At 50.9% G+C, this 16,547-nt stretch carries 18 protein-coding genes; 5 read left to right on the forward strand and 13 right to left on the reverse strand.

Annotated elements, in window-relative coordinates:
- The 3 genes from MVC73_RS01710 to MVC73_RS01720 all read right to left on the reverse strand — a co-directional run.
- Positions 1-793 (reverse strand): ATP-binding protein (locus MVC73_RS01710; protein WP_297506296.1); only part of this gene is annotated, 793 nt, incomplete at its 3' end.
- Positions 794-902: 109 nt separating this feature from the next.
- Positions 903-1,316 carry a type II toxin-antitoxin system VapC family toxin gene (locus MVC73_RS01715; RefSeq protein ID WP_297506297.1) on the reverse strand — a complete coding sequence of 138 codons (414 nt, stop codon included), beginning with the start codon at positions 1,314-1,316 and terminating at the stop codon, positions 903-905.
- The gene (locus MVC73_RS01720; protein ID WP_297506298.1) at positions 1,303-1,548 is read right to left on the reverse strand and encodes a hypothetical protein; all 246 of its coding nucleotides are present in this window, start codon (positions 1,546-1,548) and stop codon (positions 1,303-1,305) included. The genes MVC73_RS01715 and MVC73_RS01720 overlap by 14 nt, the downstream gene beginning before the upstream one ends.
- Positions 1,549-1,698: 150 nt before the next feature.
- Between MVC73_RS01720 and MVC73_RS01725 the strand changes: the two genes are divergently transcribed.
- Together MVC73_RS01725 and MVC73_RS01730 are read left to right on the forward strand one after the other, a co-directional pair.
- Positions 1,699-1,914: a hypothetical protein gene (locus MVC73_RS01725; RefSeq protein ID WP_297506299.1), complete on the forward strand. Its 216-nt coding sequence runs from the start codon at positions 1,699-1,701 to the stop codon at positions 1,912-1,914.
- Positions 1,901-2,362: a PIN domain-containing protein gene (locus MVC73_RS01730; protein WP_297506300.1), complete on the forward strand. Its 462-nt coding sequence runs from the start codon at positions 1,901-1,903 to the stop codon at positions 2,360-2,362. The genes MVC73_RS01725 and MVC73_RS01730 overlap by 14 nt, the downstream gene beginning before the upstream one ends.
- Positions 2,363-2,393: 31 nt before the next feature.
- Here the strand turns inward: MVC73_RS01730 and MVC73_RS01735 are convergent, their stop codons facing one another.
- From MVC73_RS01735 to MVC73_RS01745, 3 genes are all read right to left on the reverse strand, one after another.
- A complete protein-coding gene (locus MVC73_RS01735) occupies positions 2,394-3,425 on the reverse strand; it encodes a hypothetical protein (RefSeq protein WP_297506302.1) in 1,032 nt (343 codons plus the stop codon).
- A 178-nt stretch (positions 3,426-3,603) separates the two neighbouring features.
- Positions 3,604-3,774, reverse strand: coding sequence for a hypothetical protein (locus MVC73_RS01740; protein WP_297506304.1), 171 nt, complete (start codon positions 3,772-3,774; stop codon positions 3,604-3,606).
- 4 nt (positions 3,775-3,778) lie between these two features.
- The gene (locus tag MVC73_RS01745) at positions 3,779-5,170 is read right to left on the reverse strand and encodes a hypothetical protein (RefSeq protein WP_297506306.1); all 1,392 of its coding nucleotides are present in this window, start codon (positions 5,168-5,170) and stop codon (positions 3,779-3,781) included.
- A 280-nt stretch (positions 5,171-5,450) separates the two neighbouring features.
- Here MVC73_RS01745 and MVC73_RS01750 point away from each other — a divergent pair, with 280 nt between their 5' ends.
- A complete protein-coding gene (locus tag MVC73_RS01750) occupies positions 5,451-6,539 on the forward strand; it encodes an ATP-binding protein (protein WP_297506313.1) in 1,089 nt (362 codons plus the stop codon).
- Positions 6,540-6,546: 7 nt separating this feature from the next.
- Here the strand turns inward: MVC73_RS01750 and MVC73_RS01755 are convergent, their stop codons facing one another.
- The 4 genes from MVC73_RS01755 to mtnA form a co-directional block, all read right to left on the reverse strand.
- Positions 6,547-7,923, reverse strand: a complete 1,377-nt coding sequence (locus MVC73_RS01755; RefSeq protein WP_366938914.1) for an ATP-binding protein — start codon at positions 7,921-7,923, stop codon at positions 6,547-6,549.
- 423 nt (positions 7,924-8,346) lie between these two features.
- Positions 8,347-9,198, reverse strand: coding sequence for a damage-control phosphatase (locus MVC73_RS01760; RefSeq protein ID WP_297506316.1), 852 nt, complete (start codon positions 9,196-9,198; stop codon positions 8,347-8,349).
- A 150-nt stretch (positions 9,199-9,348) separates the two neighbouring features.
- Complete coding sequence (locus MVC73_RS01765; protein ID WP_297506318.1) at positions 9,349-10,488, reverse strand: iron-containing alcohol dehydrogenase; 1,140 nt, start codon at positions 10,486-10,488, stop codon at positions 9,349-9,351.
- A gap of 66 nt (positions 10,489-10,554) precedes the next feature.
- Positions 10,555-11,628: an S-methyl-5-thioribose-1-phosphate isomerase gene (gene mtnA, locus MVC73_RS01770; RefSeq protein ID WP_297506308.1), complete on the reverse strand. Its 1,074-nt coding sequence runs from the start codon at positions 11,626-11,628 to the stop codon at positions 10,555-10,557.
- A gap of 55 nt (positions 11,629-11,683) precedes the next feature.
- Here mtnA and MVC73_RS01775 point away from each other — a divergent pair, with 55 nt between their 5' ends.
- Positions 11,684-12,226, forward strand: coding sequence for an NTPase (locus MVC73_RS01775; RefSeq protein ID WP_297506320.1), 543 nt, complete (start codon positions 11,684-11,686; stop codon positions 12,224-12,226).
- Here MVC73_RS01775 and MVC73_RS01780 read toward each other — a convergent pair.
- From MVC73_RS01780 to albA, 3 genes are all read right to left on the reverse strand, one after another.
- A complete protein-coding gene (locus MVC73_RS01780; protein ID WP_297506310.1) occupies positions 12,216-12,752 on the reverse strand; it encodes a CBS domain-containing protein in 537 nt (178 codons plus the stop codon). The genes MVC73_RS01775 and MVC73_RS01780 overlap by 11 nt on opposite strands.
- A 35-nt stretch (positions 12,753-12,787) precedes the next feature.
- Positions 12,788-13,366 carry a winged helix-turn-helix domain-containing protein gene (locus tag MVC73_RS01785; protein ID WP_366938915.1) on the reverse strand — a complete coding sequence of 193 codons (579 nt, stop codon included), beginning with the start codon at positions 13,364-13,366 and terminating at the stop codon, positions 12,788-12,790.
- 84 nt (positions 13,367-13,450) lie between these two features.
- The gene (gene albA, locus MVC73_RS01790; RefSeq protein WP_297465652.1) at positions 13,451-13,726 is read right to left on the reverse strand and encodes a DNA-binding protein Alba; all 276 of its coding nucleotides are present in this window, start codon (positions 13,724-13,726) and stop codon (positions 13,451-13,453) included.
- Positions 13,727-13,920: 194 nt separating this feature from the next.
- Between albA and purB the strand changes: the two genes are divergently transcribed.
- Positions 13,921-15,276, forward strand: a complete 1,356-nt coding sequence (gene purB / locus MVC73_RS01795) for an adenylosuccinate lyase (protein ID WP_297506324.1) — start codon at positions 13,921-13,923, stop codon at positions 15,274-15,276.
- Positions 15,277-16,547 lie beyond the last annotated feature (1,271 nt).

The following is a 16,547-nucleotide window of genomic DNA, read 5'->3' on the forward strand; positions in this document are numbered from 1 at the left end:
CCTCAAGGTAGTCAACGTAGTTCCTGAGGGTGTGGACGCTCCCGACGTCGAAGAGGTTCTTAAGCCTCGTGTAGGTGAACTCCCTCCCAAAGTTCGAGGTGAGGTAGAGGGCGAGGTCGTAGAGGGCCGAGGAGTAGCGGACGTTCTTCCTCCTCACGATGTCCCTGAGGACTATGCTGTCGAAGAGCATTCTTCCGTAGTCCCTCGCGTCGTAGCCTTTGACTACAACCTCTGGAAAGCCCCCGATCTGGAGGTATTCGCTGAGGTGGGAGAGGAGCTTTCCCTCCTCCATTGGGAGCTCGGGAATCCCTTTGAAGTTCCTCGCCCTCAAAAATTCCCTGAATGAGAAGGGAAACACCCTGACCTCGAAGTATCTGCCAGTGAGGTGCGTTGCAAGCTCACTGCTGAGGAGCTTGGAGTTGGAACCGGTTATCACGACGTTGTAGCCCAGCCGCTGGAGCCTTGAAACCACGAGCTCCCACTTTGGAAGGTTCTGCACCTCGTCGAGGAAGACGACATTAAAGTCACCGTAAACCTCGTGGAGGATCTTTAACAGTTTGTCGAAGTCCGAAATCTCTGCCAGAACCTCGTCGTCAAAGTTTGCATAGCCAAAGTTACCCTTAATTGACCTAACCGCGAGAAAGCTCTTTCCGGCCCTCCTCGGACCGGTGATAACCTTTATCAGCTCGGTCTTCATGCCCCGCTTTAGCCTCTCCTCAGCGTCTCTCCTAACGTACCTGCCCTTTCTCATTCTCTCCAGCTCGTACCTCTGGGAGAGCACCCTTTCTCTCATCCCGCGCACCTGATAAGATGTAGTGCACAAAGATATTTAAGTTTTGTGCAGTATAGTGCACAAATTCTGAGGTTTTTGTGCAGTGTAATGTTTTAAGTGCACGCGAGTTTCAGGGCAGAACCACTTTGAGGCCGAACTCTCTGGCGATCTCTCCTTGCTTTTCATCGCACGTAATCAGGGGAACGTTAAGTGCCTTCGCCTGCGCTATGAAGAGGGCATCGTAAACTGTAATTCCCTTTTCAAGGGCTACCTTGAAGGCTTCATCGAGATATTTTGAGTTTTCCTCAACCTTAAGGGCCCCACTTGTGACGAGCTCCATGACACCCTCAAAGAGCTCCTCAGCCTTTTCTTTCTCAATCGTCTCCATCTTTACAGCGTGCTTCCAGAGGACGTTGGCAGTCTCAACGAGGAGCAACTCGACGGTAACGGGCTCTTCCTCGGGCCGAAGGTAGGGAACCACCCCCTCCCAGCCCTCCTCCTTGAGGAGGAACTTTGAGAATGCCGAGGTGTCAATGACTCTCACGGTCATCCCTCACGAGCCGCTTTGAAGTACCCTCCGGGACACCGGGAAGGGATTCAACGAGATGGAGGAGCCTCTCAAAGGCCTCCCTCTTTTTCTCCTCCTCTATGCGCTCGGCTATGAACTCCCTTATCTCGGCACTCCAGTTTACCTTTCCCCGATACCTTTCCATCTCCTTCTTGAGCTCCTCTGGAATCCGGACGGTCACAACTGCCGAGCCCATGTAGTTCACCATTAGAGTTTTTCGTATTACAAGACTTAAGATTTTCGTATGACATACTCGGGGTTAAACAAAAGACTCGGAGGGTTTCTCATGGCTGCCCGTCTTCGGGTCAAGTGGTCAGAGAACGGAAAGGGTTAAGAGCTTTGACGTGAAGTTCCCACCATGGGGGAAGTGGAGATCGTGATAAAGGTGCCCGAAGGGGTTGATCCCGAGGATATCGTCGCGAAGGCGAAGGCATTAGCGGAGTGGGAGCGAATACTCAAGGCGGCGGAGAAGAGAAAGAGGGAACTAGCGCTCCAAATGGCCGAAAAGCTGAAGGGAAAGGCTGAAGAATTCGAAGAACTGGTGGCGGAGGGTTACTTGGTTGATATACGTTGACGCAAACATCATCTATAATGCCCTTGTGGAAACCGAGCTTACTGGTTATGCCCTCAAGGCATTGAAATTCGAGGGGAAAGTTACCTCGTGGACTGCAATAAACGAGGTAGTTTACACGCTGTTCAGGAAAATGGCTGAAAAAGAGGGCTTCAGGACGATATACTCCATCAAGGAAATGCCCAGAGACCTACGGAAGGGATTACTTGACAAAGCCTACCTGACGGTGGAGAGATTTCTTCTGGAGAAAGGGATAACCTCAATTCCCGAACCGCATAACGAGTACGTGGCGCACCAGATTTCCGTTGAGTATGGACTGTTGCCAGCTGATGCCATGATACTCGCCACTGCATTGAGTCACGGAATAGACAAGATCGCCACGCTGGACAGGGACTTTGAAGCCGTGAAGGGGATAATCACGCTCCTGCCGGAGGAGTATTGGGAAGTTTAGAGGCTTTTCAGAGACATCCAAAAGTCAGTGCCTACTTCTTCAGTATCTTCACCCTCGCCGTTTCAAGGTGCGGCTTCAACTCCCTGTGCATCTTCTCCAGCACTTCTTTCTTGATCAGGTACTTGTCCTCCACTCCCCACGCCCGCTTGTTCTCTATCAAATACTCCGGGTTCCCAAGGGTTCTCTCTATCGCCTCCTGAGTCCTGTCCAGTACGTCCCTCTCCACCACCAGTATCGTTCTTGCGTCCAGGTAGTCCAGTTCACCCCTCTTGACCCTCTCTGCCAGCGCTTTAATATCCTCTAACATCCCCGCCGCATGCTCCCTTACCAATGGGAGCATCTTCGGATCAATGTGCCTTTCCTCCAATGGTACTATCGTTCCCTTCATCCAGTTCTTCTCCACCAGTTCCGCCGCCTTCTCCGCCACGTGCTTCTTCGCCAGAACCTTCTCCCTGAGGTTCCTCAGCTCCGCCGCTGGAACTCCACCGTATATCCTTGCCGGCGTCGACTCCTTCAGTGCACGTATCTGGTTCTCCAACCAAACAGCCGTCGCCAGCCGAGATGCCACGACCTTTACCTCCTCCGGCACCCCCTTCGCTCTCAGCTCTTTTTCTACTTGCTTCTGGACTTGCTTGAACTTAGCTGGTGGTTTCTGCTTACCTTTCCTTGTTTTTCTATCCCTTTTTGCAACCTCGTGGCGATATGGCTCAGTGCCGAGCGCCTCTGCAACAGCCACTTTTAACTGCCACCACTTTTCGAAAACATCTGGAGCAACTTTTTCCAAATAACTGTCTTCTGCCTCCTTGTCTGATGCGTATGCGGATAGGTGGCTTGTCGCTTTCACTATTTTATCCTCCTCTCTTATCGGGTCCAGTCCGAGGAGTATTGACGAGTATTCCTTTATAGCCCTCACAATTTTTACTAAATCTTCTTTAACCTCTGAGGGATCGCGTATTCTGCCCCTTTTTGCTAGGTGTTTTGCTATATCTTCCGCAAATTTTTCTTCATCAATTTTGCTGGGATGGTCTTCGTTTCTTTTCAATGAGTTTTCAATGGCGACCATCACAGCGTACCCTATTTCTGCATCGTACATACTGTCTAATCTTTTATTTGACATTTTTTTTGCAATGACGTACGGAAGGATTTGTCTCGCGAGTTCGTGGGCAATGAGTGTGGGCTTTTTTCATCATATGCCATTTTCTCGTGTGCAGGGCTCATTGATTTCTTGTAAAGCGAGTCAATTATTTCGTCTTTGACGTCCTCCCCAGTGATTTTTTTAACGTATCTTTTATGCTTCCGTTTATCGGAGTACTGTAGCCCAGGAACCTACTTACCCACCATACGGGAACCCCTAACTCTGCTGCAACTTCTTCATGTGTTTTTTTCTTCTTCCCTTTTCCAAATAATCCCATGATTTCACCCCGCTTTAATATTTGGGTTTTGGACATTTTGTATTTGTTGTGAGATATTTCCCGAAGATACAAGTATGTAACCCATCCCTGCGCGAATAGTGCAGATATTTCCAACATCATAAATATCCACTTTTAGTGTGTCTACTGGCACGTACGTCGCTAAGAATGTCGTTGCTCCAACGACTGCACCTGTTATCTGACCTATTGTGCTGCACATGCTTAGTTTGGAGGATCTCTTTTCGAGCTCTTTGTATTCTTTTTGAACTTCTTCTGCAGCAGCTTTTATTGCTCCTTCTTGTTTTCGTATCTCTTGCAACGCCATGTCTATTGCGGCTTTACATCTTTTGGGATCGCCTCCTTGGTAGCATGTGTTCGAAATTTGCTCAAGGGACTTCCCTATCACTTCAGCTGCATCGCCTTGGCCTCCGAGTTCCAATATTTTCTGTATTTTTGATAGGTTACCAGTAAGTTCGCTAATTTTTTCCAAGCTCTTTGGGCCTACTGATGTAGTTCCTACTACGATACTCTTTCCACTCGTACTCTCCAGGGTTTCGAGGATCCCTGTTGTACCTTCCAATATTTTTCCACCTGTACCCATGGCTCGCTCGAGTTCTAATATTCTAGAAGTTGCCCTTGTATATCTTATATAGTCCACACCTGTGGCCGATGCGATACCCAATACTGGTACAGTTCTTGCAATCCCTGGCTGCTCTGTTGGGAATAGTTTAAGGCTTATATAGTTGGATGCTGCAGCAAGTGCGGGTCCAGCCCAGCAGGCTAGTGAGCCCTTTGCAACATCTGTCACCGCTTGCCATGCAGTCATCCCTGCTGTTAGGAATCCCACAACTCCAGCACAGGCCAGTGTTGTACCCATGCATGAAAAACCCCACGCCAAGTATGCAGGGTTTAGCGGATTTGTTAGTTGTTCCATTCTTTTCTCGTATTTTGCTTTGCCGTAATCTGAGATACATTCTGATCCGTTCATTGACAGGGTTATGTTGTAATTGCTATAGCTGTCTATTCCTCTTTCCGTGACGTAATTAGAAATATCTGAACATGTCTTTTCCTTCCACTCCTCTGCATCCTCCACCCACACCGCCGGCTCTTCGCCTTCAAACCTGATCTCGAAGGCACACTCCGTTGCATCAGAACTGCTCTTGGCGCAGAACGTGTTGTCCGTAACGGTCCAGTAGTATCCGCCCACCTTATCGCTTGCTGCTCCCTTCTCCCCGCCGATGTTGTTCCTCGCTTTGCACGGATCATCACTACCGAGGGCCGCTGCAAGGACGGACCTCTTCACCTCTTCCCTCACCTCATCAAGCTCAACGTGCTTGTATGTCTTTGAAGTCTGTATTTTCACCATGCGAGCATCAGGCATGACAGCAGTGGACAGCATTGAAGAAAAATACGCTCAACACCATAAAAGGTTTTTCCGCCCGAGCGCAGGTTGATGCACAATCAAAACTCCAATCCAGAGTCAAAATGCTCCCTCTGACCTTTTGGCCCAGAAAAAACTAACAGTCCAAAGGATTGAGTGCTTGAAAAATTCCTGTTGTAGTCTACCATGATAGGATAAAAAGCCATCGTTCTATGCTGTTCCGTTCGTATTGAGGACCAACCCATCAATCACAACCCTTTTAACTAGCGGGGTGATAGTATACTATCGGGGTGGTAGTTTGTACTTCGACGAGAGGCCCAAGAGCAGGAGGGAGGATCTGTACGACAGGGAAAAAGAGCTTAAAGAGATGCTAACCTCGATCGAGCATCAAAAACCTTTAGTAGTTCTCAAAGGTATTCGAAGGCTCGGGAAGACCTCCCTCCTTAGGGTTGCCCTCAACGAGGCCAACGTCCCCCATGTAATAGTCGACCTCCGCGGGGTGAACCCGAACTCAAGGCGCGACCTCTACCTCCGCTTCCAGAGCGCTCTCAACGAGTATCTCTCAAAAAACGCTCCCCTCTTCGCGAGGCTGAAGGATAAGCTGAAGCTCATAGACGGTGTGAGCCTTTCGGGAATCGGCGTCTCGCTCTCGTGGAAGAACCCGGAGACGCTGTACTCCCTAATCTCGGCACTCGAAGGCGAGGGCTTTGTGATAGCCTTCGATGAGGTTCAGGAAGCGAGGGGGCCGGCCGGAAAGGAGCTCGCCTCGCTGATAGCCCACTTCTACGACTATGGCGAGACCACGTTTATACTGACCGGCTCCGAAATCGGGCTTCTCTACGACTTCCTCGGCGTTGAAAACCCAGAGGCACCCCTCTACGGGAGGGTCTTCCACGAGATAGGGCTTTCAAGGTTTTCAAGGGAGCAGAGCCTGGACTTTCTCAGGAAGGGCTTTGAACAGGCAGGCGTTGATGCCCCGGAGGAGATTCTGGAAAAGGCCGTTGACAGGCTTGATGGCATAGTCGGCTGGCTCGTGGAATTTGGAGTAGTTTCGCTCAGAGAGGGCCTCAGAGAGGAGGTTATCGGTAAGGTTCTTGAAGAGGCCTCAAAGCTCGCTTTAGCTGAACTTGAGCGCTTCCTTGAAAAGAGACCGCTGGCGAGGAGGCGGTATCTAACGATTCTTAGGGCGATAGCTTTAGGCAAAAACACATGGAGCGAGCTGAAGAGGGAGCTCGAAGGGAAGGAGAAGAGGGAAATAGAGGACGCCACAGTGGCGAGGCTCCTCAACGCTCTCCTAAAAGCTTCCTTCATAGAAAAGAGGGCCGAAGGGAGAAACGTGAGCTACCGTATAGCCGACCCCGTGCTGGAGTTCGCCCTCAGACGCTGAATTCATCTTAACGTCTCGGCCTTTGAAGTCCTTCGAAGTCATTCAAGTCCCATACCTGCCAGCCCTCTCTCATCAGCCCTACCTTTCCCTCAACCCTCTTCGCCACAAGCCCGTAGTCCTTCTCCCAGCCTTCTAAACCAACAAGCTCGCCCTTCCTCTCCAAATCTTTCAAAATTCCCCTCGCTTCCCCCTCGTTCAGGTCTTTCCACTTGACTTCAACGAGTAGGGCCTTTTTCTCCCGCTCGTTCAAGGCAACGAGGTCAATCTCCTCGTTCTTGTGCCACCAGCGGCCGATTCTCGTAAAGCTGGAGGGCAGTTCACCAGCCCTGTTCAGCTCGATTAAAAACTGCCTCGCTATCTCTTCAAAAGCCTTCCCAACGTAGGTGTTGAAGGCCTCCCAGTCCATCTCAAACGTGCCAATCTCTATCCTCCCTTTGTTGGGCTTCACGAAGCGGAACCAGAAGTTGAAGAAGTTGTCGTTCAGGTAATAGCGCGCCTTTTTGCTCCTCTCGTTCTCCGTTATGGGAACCTCGCGCCTCACGAGCTCCAGGGAAATCAGGGTTCTCAAATATTTGGGCATGTCCTTGGCCTCTATTCCCGCAAAGTCGGCAATCTCGCTGACTCTGTGCCTTCCGTTGGCGAGGGCCTCAAGGATCAGATAGTAGCGGTGAACGTCTCCGAGTTCTTCTCTCAAAATGAACTCAGGCTCCTCGTAGAGTATTGAGGTGGGCGAGAAGGCCACCCTCAAAAGCTCCTCCTCGAAGTCCCTCCCCTCAAAGAGCCTGAAGTACATTGGGACTCCGCCTGTGACCGAGTATATCCTCACTACGGTCTCAATGGGAGCGTTTTTAAAGTACTCGCGAACATGGAAGAATTTCAGAGGCTTAAGCTTGAGCTGCGCCGTTCTTCTGCCGTAGAGGGGGTTGTTGTAACCCATCAGGCTCTCCATCAGACCAACGAGGGAACTGGTAAGTATGAGGAAAAATCTATCATCTAGGATTTCATCAACGACGTGCTGGAAAACGGCCGGCGTGTTTTTATCGGATAGCATGAGGTAGGAGAACTCGTCAATCACCACGACGAGCCTTTCCGGGGTCTTGAGCTTTATCAGCTCGAAGGCCTTCCTGAAGTCGTCCACTTCCACCGCGGGCAGGCCGAGTTTTTCCGCACTCTCCCGGTAGAACCTCCTTGCGTTGGCCTTCAGACCGTCCCTATCGGCGAGAAAATAGATGGCGGGCTTGTCCCCAATGAACTTCTTCACAAGCTCCGTCTTCCCTACCCTCCTGCGCCCGTAGAGAATGAGAACTTCCTTCTTCCCGGAGCGGTACAGTTCCTCGAGTAGTGCCAGTTCATCTTTTCGGTTCACAAACATTATCTTCACCATGATAATCTTTGTTGGGATAATAATTTAAACCTTCCGGCGTCAGCTCACGAAAGCTAACCCGTCCCACAGCACCATTATTTTCGTTGCATCTTGAAGGTTGTCCTCTAGGAGGGATTTACCTTCTCGGTATGACACCTATGGAGGAAATTTTAAGATAGCTTTCGAGAAGCTTTAAACTCTCAGAGTTTCTTTATCTCATCCGCTCTGTGGAACTCTCCCCGCTTTATAATCTCTGCGGTAAAGGCAACGAGGTCAATCTCTTCGTCCCCCCTTCACCATCTTCCAATCCTCGTGAACCTGAAGGGCAGTTCGCCCTGTTCATGAATTGTTCATGCATGATTATGATAATATCTAGATTGAACTATCGGCCTTTCCTCTGCACTTCTCCCTATATTCAGCGGCTCATCTCCAACTATCGAGGTGCTAGTTGCCCCTCAAACACACCATACTCCCCTGAGGCACTCCAAGCTCCCTCGCTATCGGCCGACACTTGGCCTTGAGCAGGTAGAAGACGCGATTATCTTTAACCTCGCTCAGCGTCTCGAAGTTGCCCTGCCCCTTGGCGATTATCACGTCGGCTTTCTCAAAGACCTCCCTGAACTCATCGGAAACCCTGTCGAGCGGAACTCCGACAATTCTCGTGCCGGTTGAGACTATCTCGGCAAGCTCCTCAAAGCCCGCCTTCCTCAAATCTTCAACCGTTGCGTCGTTGATTATTGGCCCTTCTTTTCCAGCAACGTAGATTTCCAGATGAGGAAATGCCTCCTTTAGCTTCTTCACAAAGAGCCTGTCGAAGTAGATTTCCCCGCAGTTGTCCGTGAGGTAGAGGAGTGTCTTGGCCTTCTCAAGTCTCTCAAAGAGCTCATCGGAGTGGTCAACGTAGAGCTCTTCCTTGAGCATCGCCTTCACATCTTCCTCGATACTCTCCGGAGAGTAGCCGACGGCGAAGTCTATGACGTTGCCGATTATGGCGAGCTTTAATGCGGTCTTAAGGTCTATTTCTTCCCCCTCAAGGTCTGAGACGATCTTCTCCGCCAGCCTGTTCGAGAGCTCTTTGTACTCTTTAAACGGATCGTCGTTGCCTATGACCCTGTAAACGCCAAGGAAAACCTCACTCCCAAAAACAGCAGGGATAGAGTCTTCATTTATTCCAGCCATGAGCTTTGCCGCCTCGATGACGCCTCTTTTTCTAAGTTCCAAGTCGTTCGTTCCCATCTCGACGATCTTCTGGCACTGGTTCGCGGCGCAGGCGAAGCACTCGTAGTGGATTTTCATTTTCACCACCGGGGGAGGAAATGTTTTCGGCCTTTTAACTCCATCGAACTTTGTTAACGAATTGGGATCCACAATTATGGAAAACTCCTGTGGGTGTCTTTTCCAACATTCCCCTGAGAAGGATATCAAAAAGTGCAAAATGACAGGAGTTCAGCCCCCGTAAAAGGCCTTCAGGTAGAGTTCCCTTATCTCCTCTGGTTTCGCCTCCACCGGGTTGAAGGCCATCAAGCCGTCGCGGTATGCCTTCTCGGCCATCTCCTCTACCTTTGAGACGAAGGTCTCCTCGTCCACAAGCTCGCTCAGCTTTGGGACTCCGAGTTTCTCGTTGAGCTCCCGGACGGCGTTTATCAGCTCCTGAGCATCCTTCAGGCCGAGCTCCCTCGCTATCTCTTCATAGCGTTTCCTCGCGTACTCACTCCTGCTCGCGTTAAACTCCATCACATAGGGGATGAATATTGCGTTGAGAAGGCCGTGAGGACCTATCCATGCCGCTTTGTGGCTCATGGCATGAGCCAGCCCGAGGCGCGCGTTCAGGAAGGCTATTCCTGCCATCGTTGAGGCGTAGTGAATCTTAGCCCTCGCCTCAGGATCACCTTCGACCGACTTTGGAAGCCACTCGAAGACCGTTTTTATCGCCCTCATTGCCATCGCATCACTGAAGGGATTCGCTACTTTCGTCGTGTAGGCCTCTATTCCGTGAACGAGGACATCAAGGCCGGAGTTCCTGGCGACTTCCCTCGGCATCGTTCTCGGAAGTCTGGGGTCGAGGATGGCCACTTCCGGCGCTATCTCCGGGCTGACGATGTTGTACTTGATTCCCTCCTTCTTAAGGACTGAAGCCGCCGAAACTTCGCTCCCGGCACCGCTTGTTGAGGGTATGGCTATGATGGGGGTCTTCAACTTGGGAAGTGGCTTGGGCCTTGAGAAGCGGTCGAGGAAGGCTATCTCCTCAAAGCTGAGCTCTGGAGCGTCGTAGAAGACCTTCAAAGCCTTGGTTGTGTCGATAACGCTACCCCCTCCGAGGGCGACCATCAAATCCGGCTGGAACTCCTCCCTGACCTTTGGCAGGAGCTCCTCTATCGTTTCGACGCTCGGCTCGGCGGGGACTCCGGGAATCGAGAAGACTTCCGCGCCAGCTTCCCTCCCGTAGTCCTCAGCCTCGCTCAGGAAGCCGTGCCTTTCCATTGACTTGGAGGCGAGTATGAGAACGCGTTCGTAGCCCCTGACTTCCTCGGAGAGGGCCTTCAAGCTCCCTTCACCTTCGATAATCCGGGTTTTCAGCCAGAACATGGGCACCACCGGGTATGGTTGGGTGAAGGGACTTTTAACGTTCTCGGGATAATAAAAAGAATGAGGTTACTCCAGGCTCTTGAACAGCCTCTTCAAATTCCTCTCGAACGGAGGCCACACAACTCCCCGGTCGGTGATTATTCCAGTAAGATACTTGTGCGGCGTAACGTCGAAGGCTGGATTGTAGACGTCCACATCGGGAGCGATCTTGCAGCCGCCGCAGGTGAGGACTTCCTCTGGCTTGCGTTCCTCTATGGGTATTTCCTTCCCACTCTTGAGGCTCATGTCTATTGTCGAGAGCGGTGCAACCGTGAAGAAGGGTATCCCGTGCTCCCTCGCGAGCACCGCCAAAGTGTAAGTCCCTATCTTGTTGGCGAAGTCGCCGTTCGCTACAATCCTGTCGGCACCGACTATTATTGCATCGACCTTGCCCTGCTGCATGACAAAGCCGGCCATGTTGTCGGTTATCAGCTTGAGGGGGATTCCATCGTAGTGGTATTCCCACGCGGAAAGCCTCGCACCCTGGAGGAGGGGCCTCGTCTCGTCCACCCAGAGAAGCCTAAGCGTTCCATCGCGGTGCATAACCCTCAACACGGCACCAACAGTGCCAAGCTGGACGGTCGCCAAGCTACCCGCGTTGCAGTGGGTTAAAACATTTCCCTCGGGCAGAACTTCAGCACCGTAATGGCCCATCCTGAGGTTCGCCTCAACGTCCTCGTCTGCAATCTTCTGGGCTTCAGCGACGATAAGCCTCTTTATCTCCTCCAGCGGGCTCTCAAGGTTCTCCTCTACAAGTCTCTTAATCCTGTTGAGCGCCCAGAAAAGGTTCACAGCCGTTGGTCTCGTGTTCCTTAGCCTGTCGTAGGCCGAATAGAACCCTTCCATGAACTCATCTTTCGTTTTGGCTTTGGTTGTGTCCGCGTAGAGGGCCAGACCGAAGGCAGCAGCCGCTCCGATTGCCGGCGCACCGCGAACCTTCATCGTTATTATCGCTTCTGCGACCTCATCAACGGTCGTCAGCTCTATCGTCTTAAACTCTCCCGGGAGGAGAGTCTGGTCTATCATTACGACTCTCCCGGGCTCATACCCAACGCTTCTCGGTAGCCTCGTCAGTTCCTCAGGTTTATACCTAATCTCCACCGCTATCACCCCAAAGGGTTTAAGGGAGAAACTTAAAGCTCCTTCGGTGGGTGAGATGGCGCTGAGGATATTCGTAACGGGCCCTGCAGGTGTTGGAAAGACCACCCTTGTGGAAAGGGTAGCCAAGGAAGTTGACCGCTGGGGTTACATCGTCGGAGGAATGATAACGCGGGAAGTGCGCAGGGGTGGGAGGCGCGTTGGATTCAGAATCACCGCCCTCGATACCGGCGAAGAGGGGACTCTAGCTAGCATCAGGGGGACTTCTCATCTACCCGGCGTTCCCTTCGGGAAGTACGTCGTCCACGTGGACGAGATAGAGCGGGTCGCGGTTCCTGCCATAAGGCGCGCCTTAATCGAGGCCGATTTAATTGTTATCGACGAGATAGGGCCGATGGAGTACAAGAGCGACGAGTTCATAAAAGCCGTAGGGGAAGTCCTGAAGTCGGGGAAGCCCCTACTGGCGGTCGTGCACAGAAAGTTCGTTGACAGGTTCAGACCCCTCGGGGAAGTCCACACCTTGAGCTTCGAGAACAGGAACAGGGAGTTTGCGATAATTCTTGACGAGGTTATGAAGGAACTAAAAGGAGTCAGAGGTTAAGTGAGTCCTTACAGCTCTCGCAGACCCAGAGTTCTCTCCCCTCGACGTAGACCTTGTAGAGGGGACCGTACTGACCGCAGAGCTCGCAGATGCCGTAAACCTCCGAGTCCTCCTCGACCTTCTCCTCTTCCTCCTCGTTCTTCATCGAGTTGAGTGCCGCCAGAAGGTCGGCAGCGGTCACAAAGCCTATCGGCTTCCCAAGCCTCGTGACGAGAAGCCTCCTGATGCCCTTCTCCATCATCTTATCTATCGCATCCCCGATGTCGTAGTCGTCCTCTATTGTAACGGGGTTCTTCGTCATGACCTCCCTGACCTTCACGGTTCTCGGGTCGCGTCCCCTGGCAACGACCTTGTTGAGGATGTCCCTGTCGGTTATTATGCCGACTATCTCGTCGTCCTCCACCACAACGGCACTTCCAACCTTGTGCCTCGAAAGAATCCTCGCAACACGCTCGATGGTGTCGTCGGGCCTAACGATTATTGCCTTTCTCTTGACGATCTGTCCCACGGTCATCCTTGCCGCCATGCAATCACCCCACGAGTTGGGGTTGGAGGGGACTTTTAAAAACGTTTCCTCAGGATGTGGAAAAGCCCAAGTGTTCCGAGGAAGGTAATACCTGCAATGAGCAGGGGAAGCGCGCTCCAGCCACTACCGGTCGATTGACCACTTTCCCTGAGGGTATTGACAGCAAAACTCCTGACCCTTTCAGTTGTCTTGGTCTGGGAGGGCTTCGTGATGACTGAGGCGAGCCAGTAAGCAACCGCGGAAAGCCCCACTGCAACAACGAGGCTTATCACCCTGAGCCTGTCGAGAACCAGAGAGGGGCCCTTCTTCTTGATGACCTTGCCGGGGACGAGGAGAATCGGCCTCTCGGAGGCCCGGTAAAGCCTGACCTCCTGGAGCCTCTTTCCGTATTTCTTCCCGGCAACCTCAACGAGACCAACGCGGGCCATCTTCTCCACGTGGTATGAGACCGTCGAAATCGGCATGTTGAGTTCTCTGGCTATCTCGCTTATCGAGAGCTCCCTCTCCTGCAGGAGCCGGAGAATTGCTATCGCCTTGTCGTTCATCAGTATCTGGGCAAGCTCCTTGGCCCTCTCGTCGTCAACCTCGATGGTCTCATACTCCAAGAACCCCACCGAGAAAAGTACCCGGGAGGGCTATTAAAACTTTCCAAAACTACAAGCGGAACTGAAGCCGAAGGAAAAGGAAAGGGACTAAATTCAAGGCTTCTCAAGGATGATCTCGATGGTCGAGGTGTTGGCGGTCCTGCCGTCGGCAGTCGGGAGCTCCTCGGTACCGATCCTGATCTCCTTGACCCTGACCTCTGGGAGGAACCTGTTCCTGACGATCTCGGCGACGTCAACGGCCCTGCTGATAGCCCTACCACGAGCCTTGATGCTAACCTCCTTGGCACCCTCGTTGAACTGGGTGATAACGGCCAGGACGTAGTTCATAACCGGCTTCTTTCCAATGTAGACGACGTGCTCCTCAGCCATTTCTGGCACCTCCGGAAGTTTGTCGTTAGGCTATCGAGGGAGTAAAGTTAAATACTTTTCGGTTCTCAGTTCAGGCAACTCCTCCCTTAGGTTTGAAACCCTCAAAGCTTCTCCCAACGCCCACCTTAATTGCCACAAAAAAGGCAAGAAAACATTTTTAATTGGCCTGAATTAACGTTTTTCTGGTGATTAAGGTGGCCGTTCACCCCATCGATTACCGCTACGGGAGCGAGGAGATGAGGAGAATCTGGGATGAGGAAAACAAGCTCCAGAAGCTTCTCGACGTCGAGGCGGCTTTAGCGAGGGCCCACGCAAAGCTCGGCAACATCCCGGAGGAGAGCGCCCGCGTTATTTCCGAGAGGGCCAACACGGAGTGGGTTAAACTCGACCGCGTCAAGGAGATAGAGGCCGAGATACACCACGATATAATGGCCGTTGTCAAAGCTTTAAGCGAGGTCTGCGGAGAGCACGGGAAGTACGTCCACCTCGGCGCTACCTCGAACGATATAATCGACACCGCCAACGCGCTCCTCATAAAGGAGAGCCTCGAAATAGTTGGGAAAGACCTCAAAAAACTCCGCTCCGTTCTGAAGGATCTCGCTAAAAGGCACAAATACACGGTCTGCATCGGCAGAACCCACGGCCAGCACGCGGTTCCGACCACCTATGGAATGAAGTTCGCGATATGGCTCGACGAGGTTCAGAGGCACATTGACAGACTCAACGAACTCAAGGAGAGGGTTTTAGTTGGCCAGATGAGCGGTGCAGTCGGCACAATGGCGAGCTTCGGTGACAAGGGACTTGAGATACAAAAACTTGTCATGGAAGACCTTGGGCTAAAGCCCGCGAGGATAAGCAACCAGATAATTCAGAGGGACGTTTACGCAGAGCTAATGGCCTTCTTAGCAATCGTCGCTTCCACCCTCGACAAGATAGCCCTTGAGATAAGGAACCTACAGAGGACTGAAATCCTAGAGCTCAGCGAGCCCTTTGGCGAGAGACAGGTTGGTTCATCCACGATGCCCCACAAGAGGAACCCAATAAGGAGCGAGAAGGTGAGTGGCCTCGCCAGGGTTCTTTACTCCAACGTGATTCCGGCTTTGTTGAACAACCCGCTCTGGCACGAGAGAGACCTGACGAACTCCTCGGTGGAGAGGGTTATCCTCCCCGAAAGCTTTATCTTGCTCGATGAGATGCTGAAGAACACCATAGAGGTCCTTAGCGGTCTTGAGTTCTTCCCGGAAAACATAGAGCGCAACCTCTACATGACAAACAACCTGATAATGGCCGAGCCCTTGATGCTCAAGCTCACTGAGAAGGGCATGGGAAGGCAGGAGGCGCACGAACTAGTTAGGAGATTGGCCATGAAGGCCTTCAGCGAGGGGAGAGACCTCCTCGAGGTCGCGAGGGAGAGCGGGGAAGTTAGGAGATTCCTCAGCGATGAGGATATAGCTTCCCTAAAGCCTGAAAACTACATTGGGTTGGCACCTCAGATAGTGGACAACGTAATTGCCTTCATAGAAGAGAAAGAACGCGAAGAGGGTCTTTGAGGTCTTTAATTCCCTTTTCATGGTTTCTCCTGTCTTTTTACGGTCTTCCTCTTCACATGCAAACTAACTCTCAAAATTTTCGGAGAATTCTAACTTTTTATAGTGTTTAGTTAAATACCCTCTAAAAAACTAATTTTTAGTATATTTTAACCTTGCTTTATTTTTAAAATTTAAATTCATAATTTTTTAGGTTTAATAAATCTGCGTGTTTTCTCATAAATAGAAGTGTTAAAATCTTTGAATTTTTAACGTGATTATAGAGTAAAACCGACACAACCTCAATATATGGAGCCCTGGGGGAGGCCGTACTGATGTCCTTCTCAGAAACAGGCCTTTTGAATTGTGAGAGCCGGCATCTTTATCCCAAAATTGGGTTACAATTAAAGGTAGTTATGGTGCGGTTGGCGCGTGCCGGGTGTCCAACGAGTAGTCACCATGACAAAATCTGTGTGTTGATGGTAATTGCAACCAGTTATTCCCAAGCTTGCTGTATGCAGAATCTTCTGGGTCTTCTGTTCGTTCGAGTGGACTAGTGGCATCCAGTGTTTGAGGGCTCCCTATGATCAGGACGTATATTGTTCTACTAAGTTGGCCTTCCAATAGGCCTCTCGTAGCTGGTACAGAAGAACTGAATCCCTTAGCTTCAAGTAGTCTTAACTGATCTCCCCCGGCTATTAACTGTGTGGGGGTTCCAGCTCTACCTCACTATCAAAACACGGGTGTGTCCTTTTAGGCAGCCTCAAGGCTATAGTGGGTGGTCTGTTATTTAGTAGTGAGAGCTAGAATCCCCTCGGGCTCACGGCTCTCTCCCGGACATATTCAATGTACTTTTATGTTCGCGCAAATTAGATATAATGTACCTTATATCTAATTTGCGCGAACATAAAAGTACATTGAATTGAAGGGAACTGGCGGAAGTAGCGGGGGAATAGGAATAGCGCCCCCAAACCTAAGCCTGAAAGCCACCTATTATTCTGAGCTCTATGTGTTCTGCAAGAAGAGCATTGATTCCCACTTCCTTTTCCAATAATACTACCTTACATTGTAACCCACTTTGTGTTGATATGAGCTTTTCTAGAAACTCAAATTCCCTGATTTTTAAGATTCTTAACTCTCTACCTGCATCTCCGAAAGGGTTATCTGTCCTTCGCGGGAGCACTATTGAGCATAGATATCCACTTTAATTATCCTTAATGGTAAATTTTTGGGATTTTTTACTATAATTATGTTAAATTAATTTTATATTATAAACTTTTAATTTTTCTTTATAT

Source organism: Thermococcus sp. (assembly GCF_027052235.1).
Classification (GTDB): domain Archaea; phylum Methanobacteriota_B; class Thermococci; order Thermococcales; family Thermococcaceae; genus Thermococcus.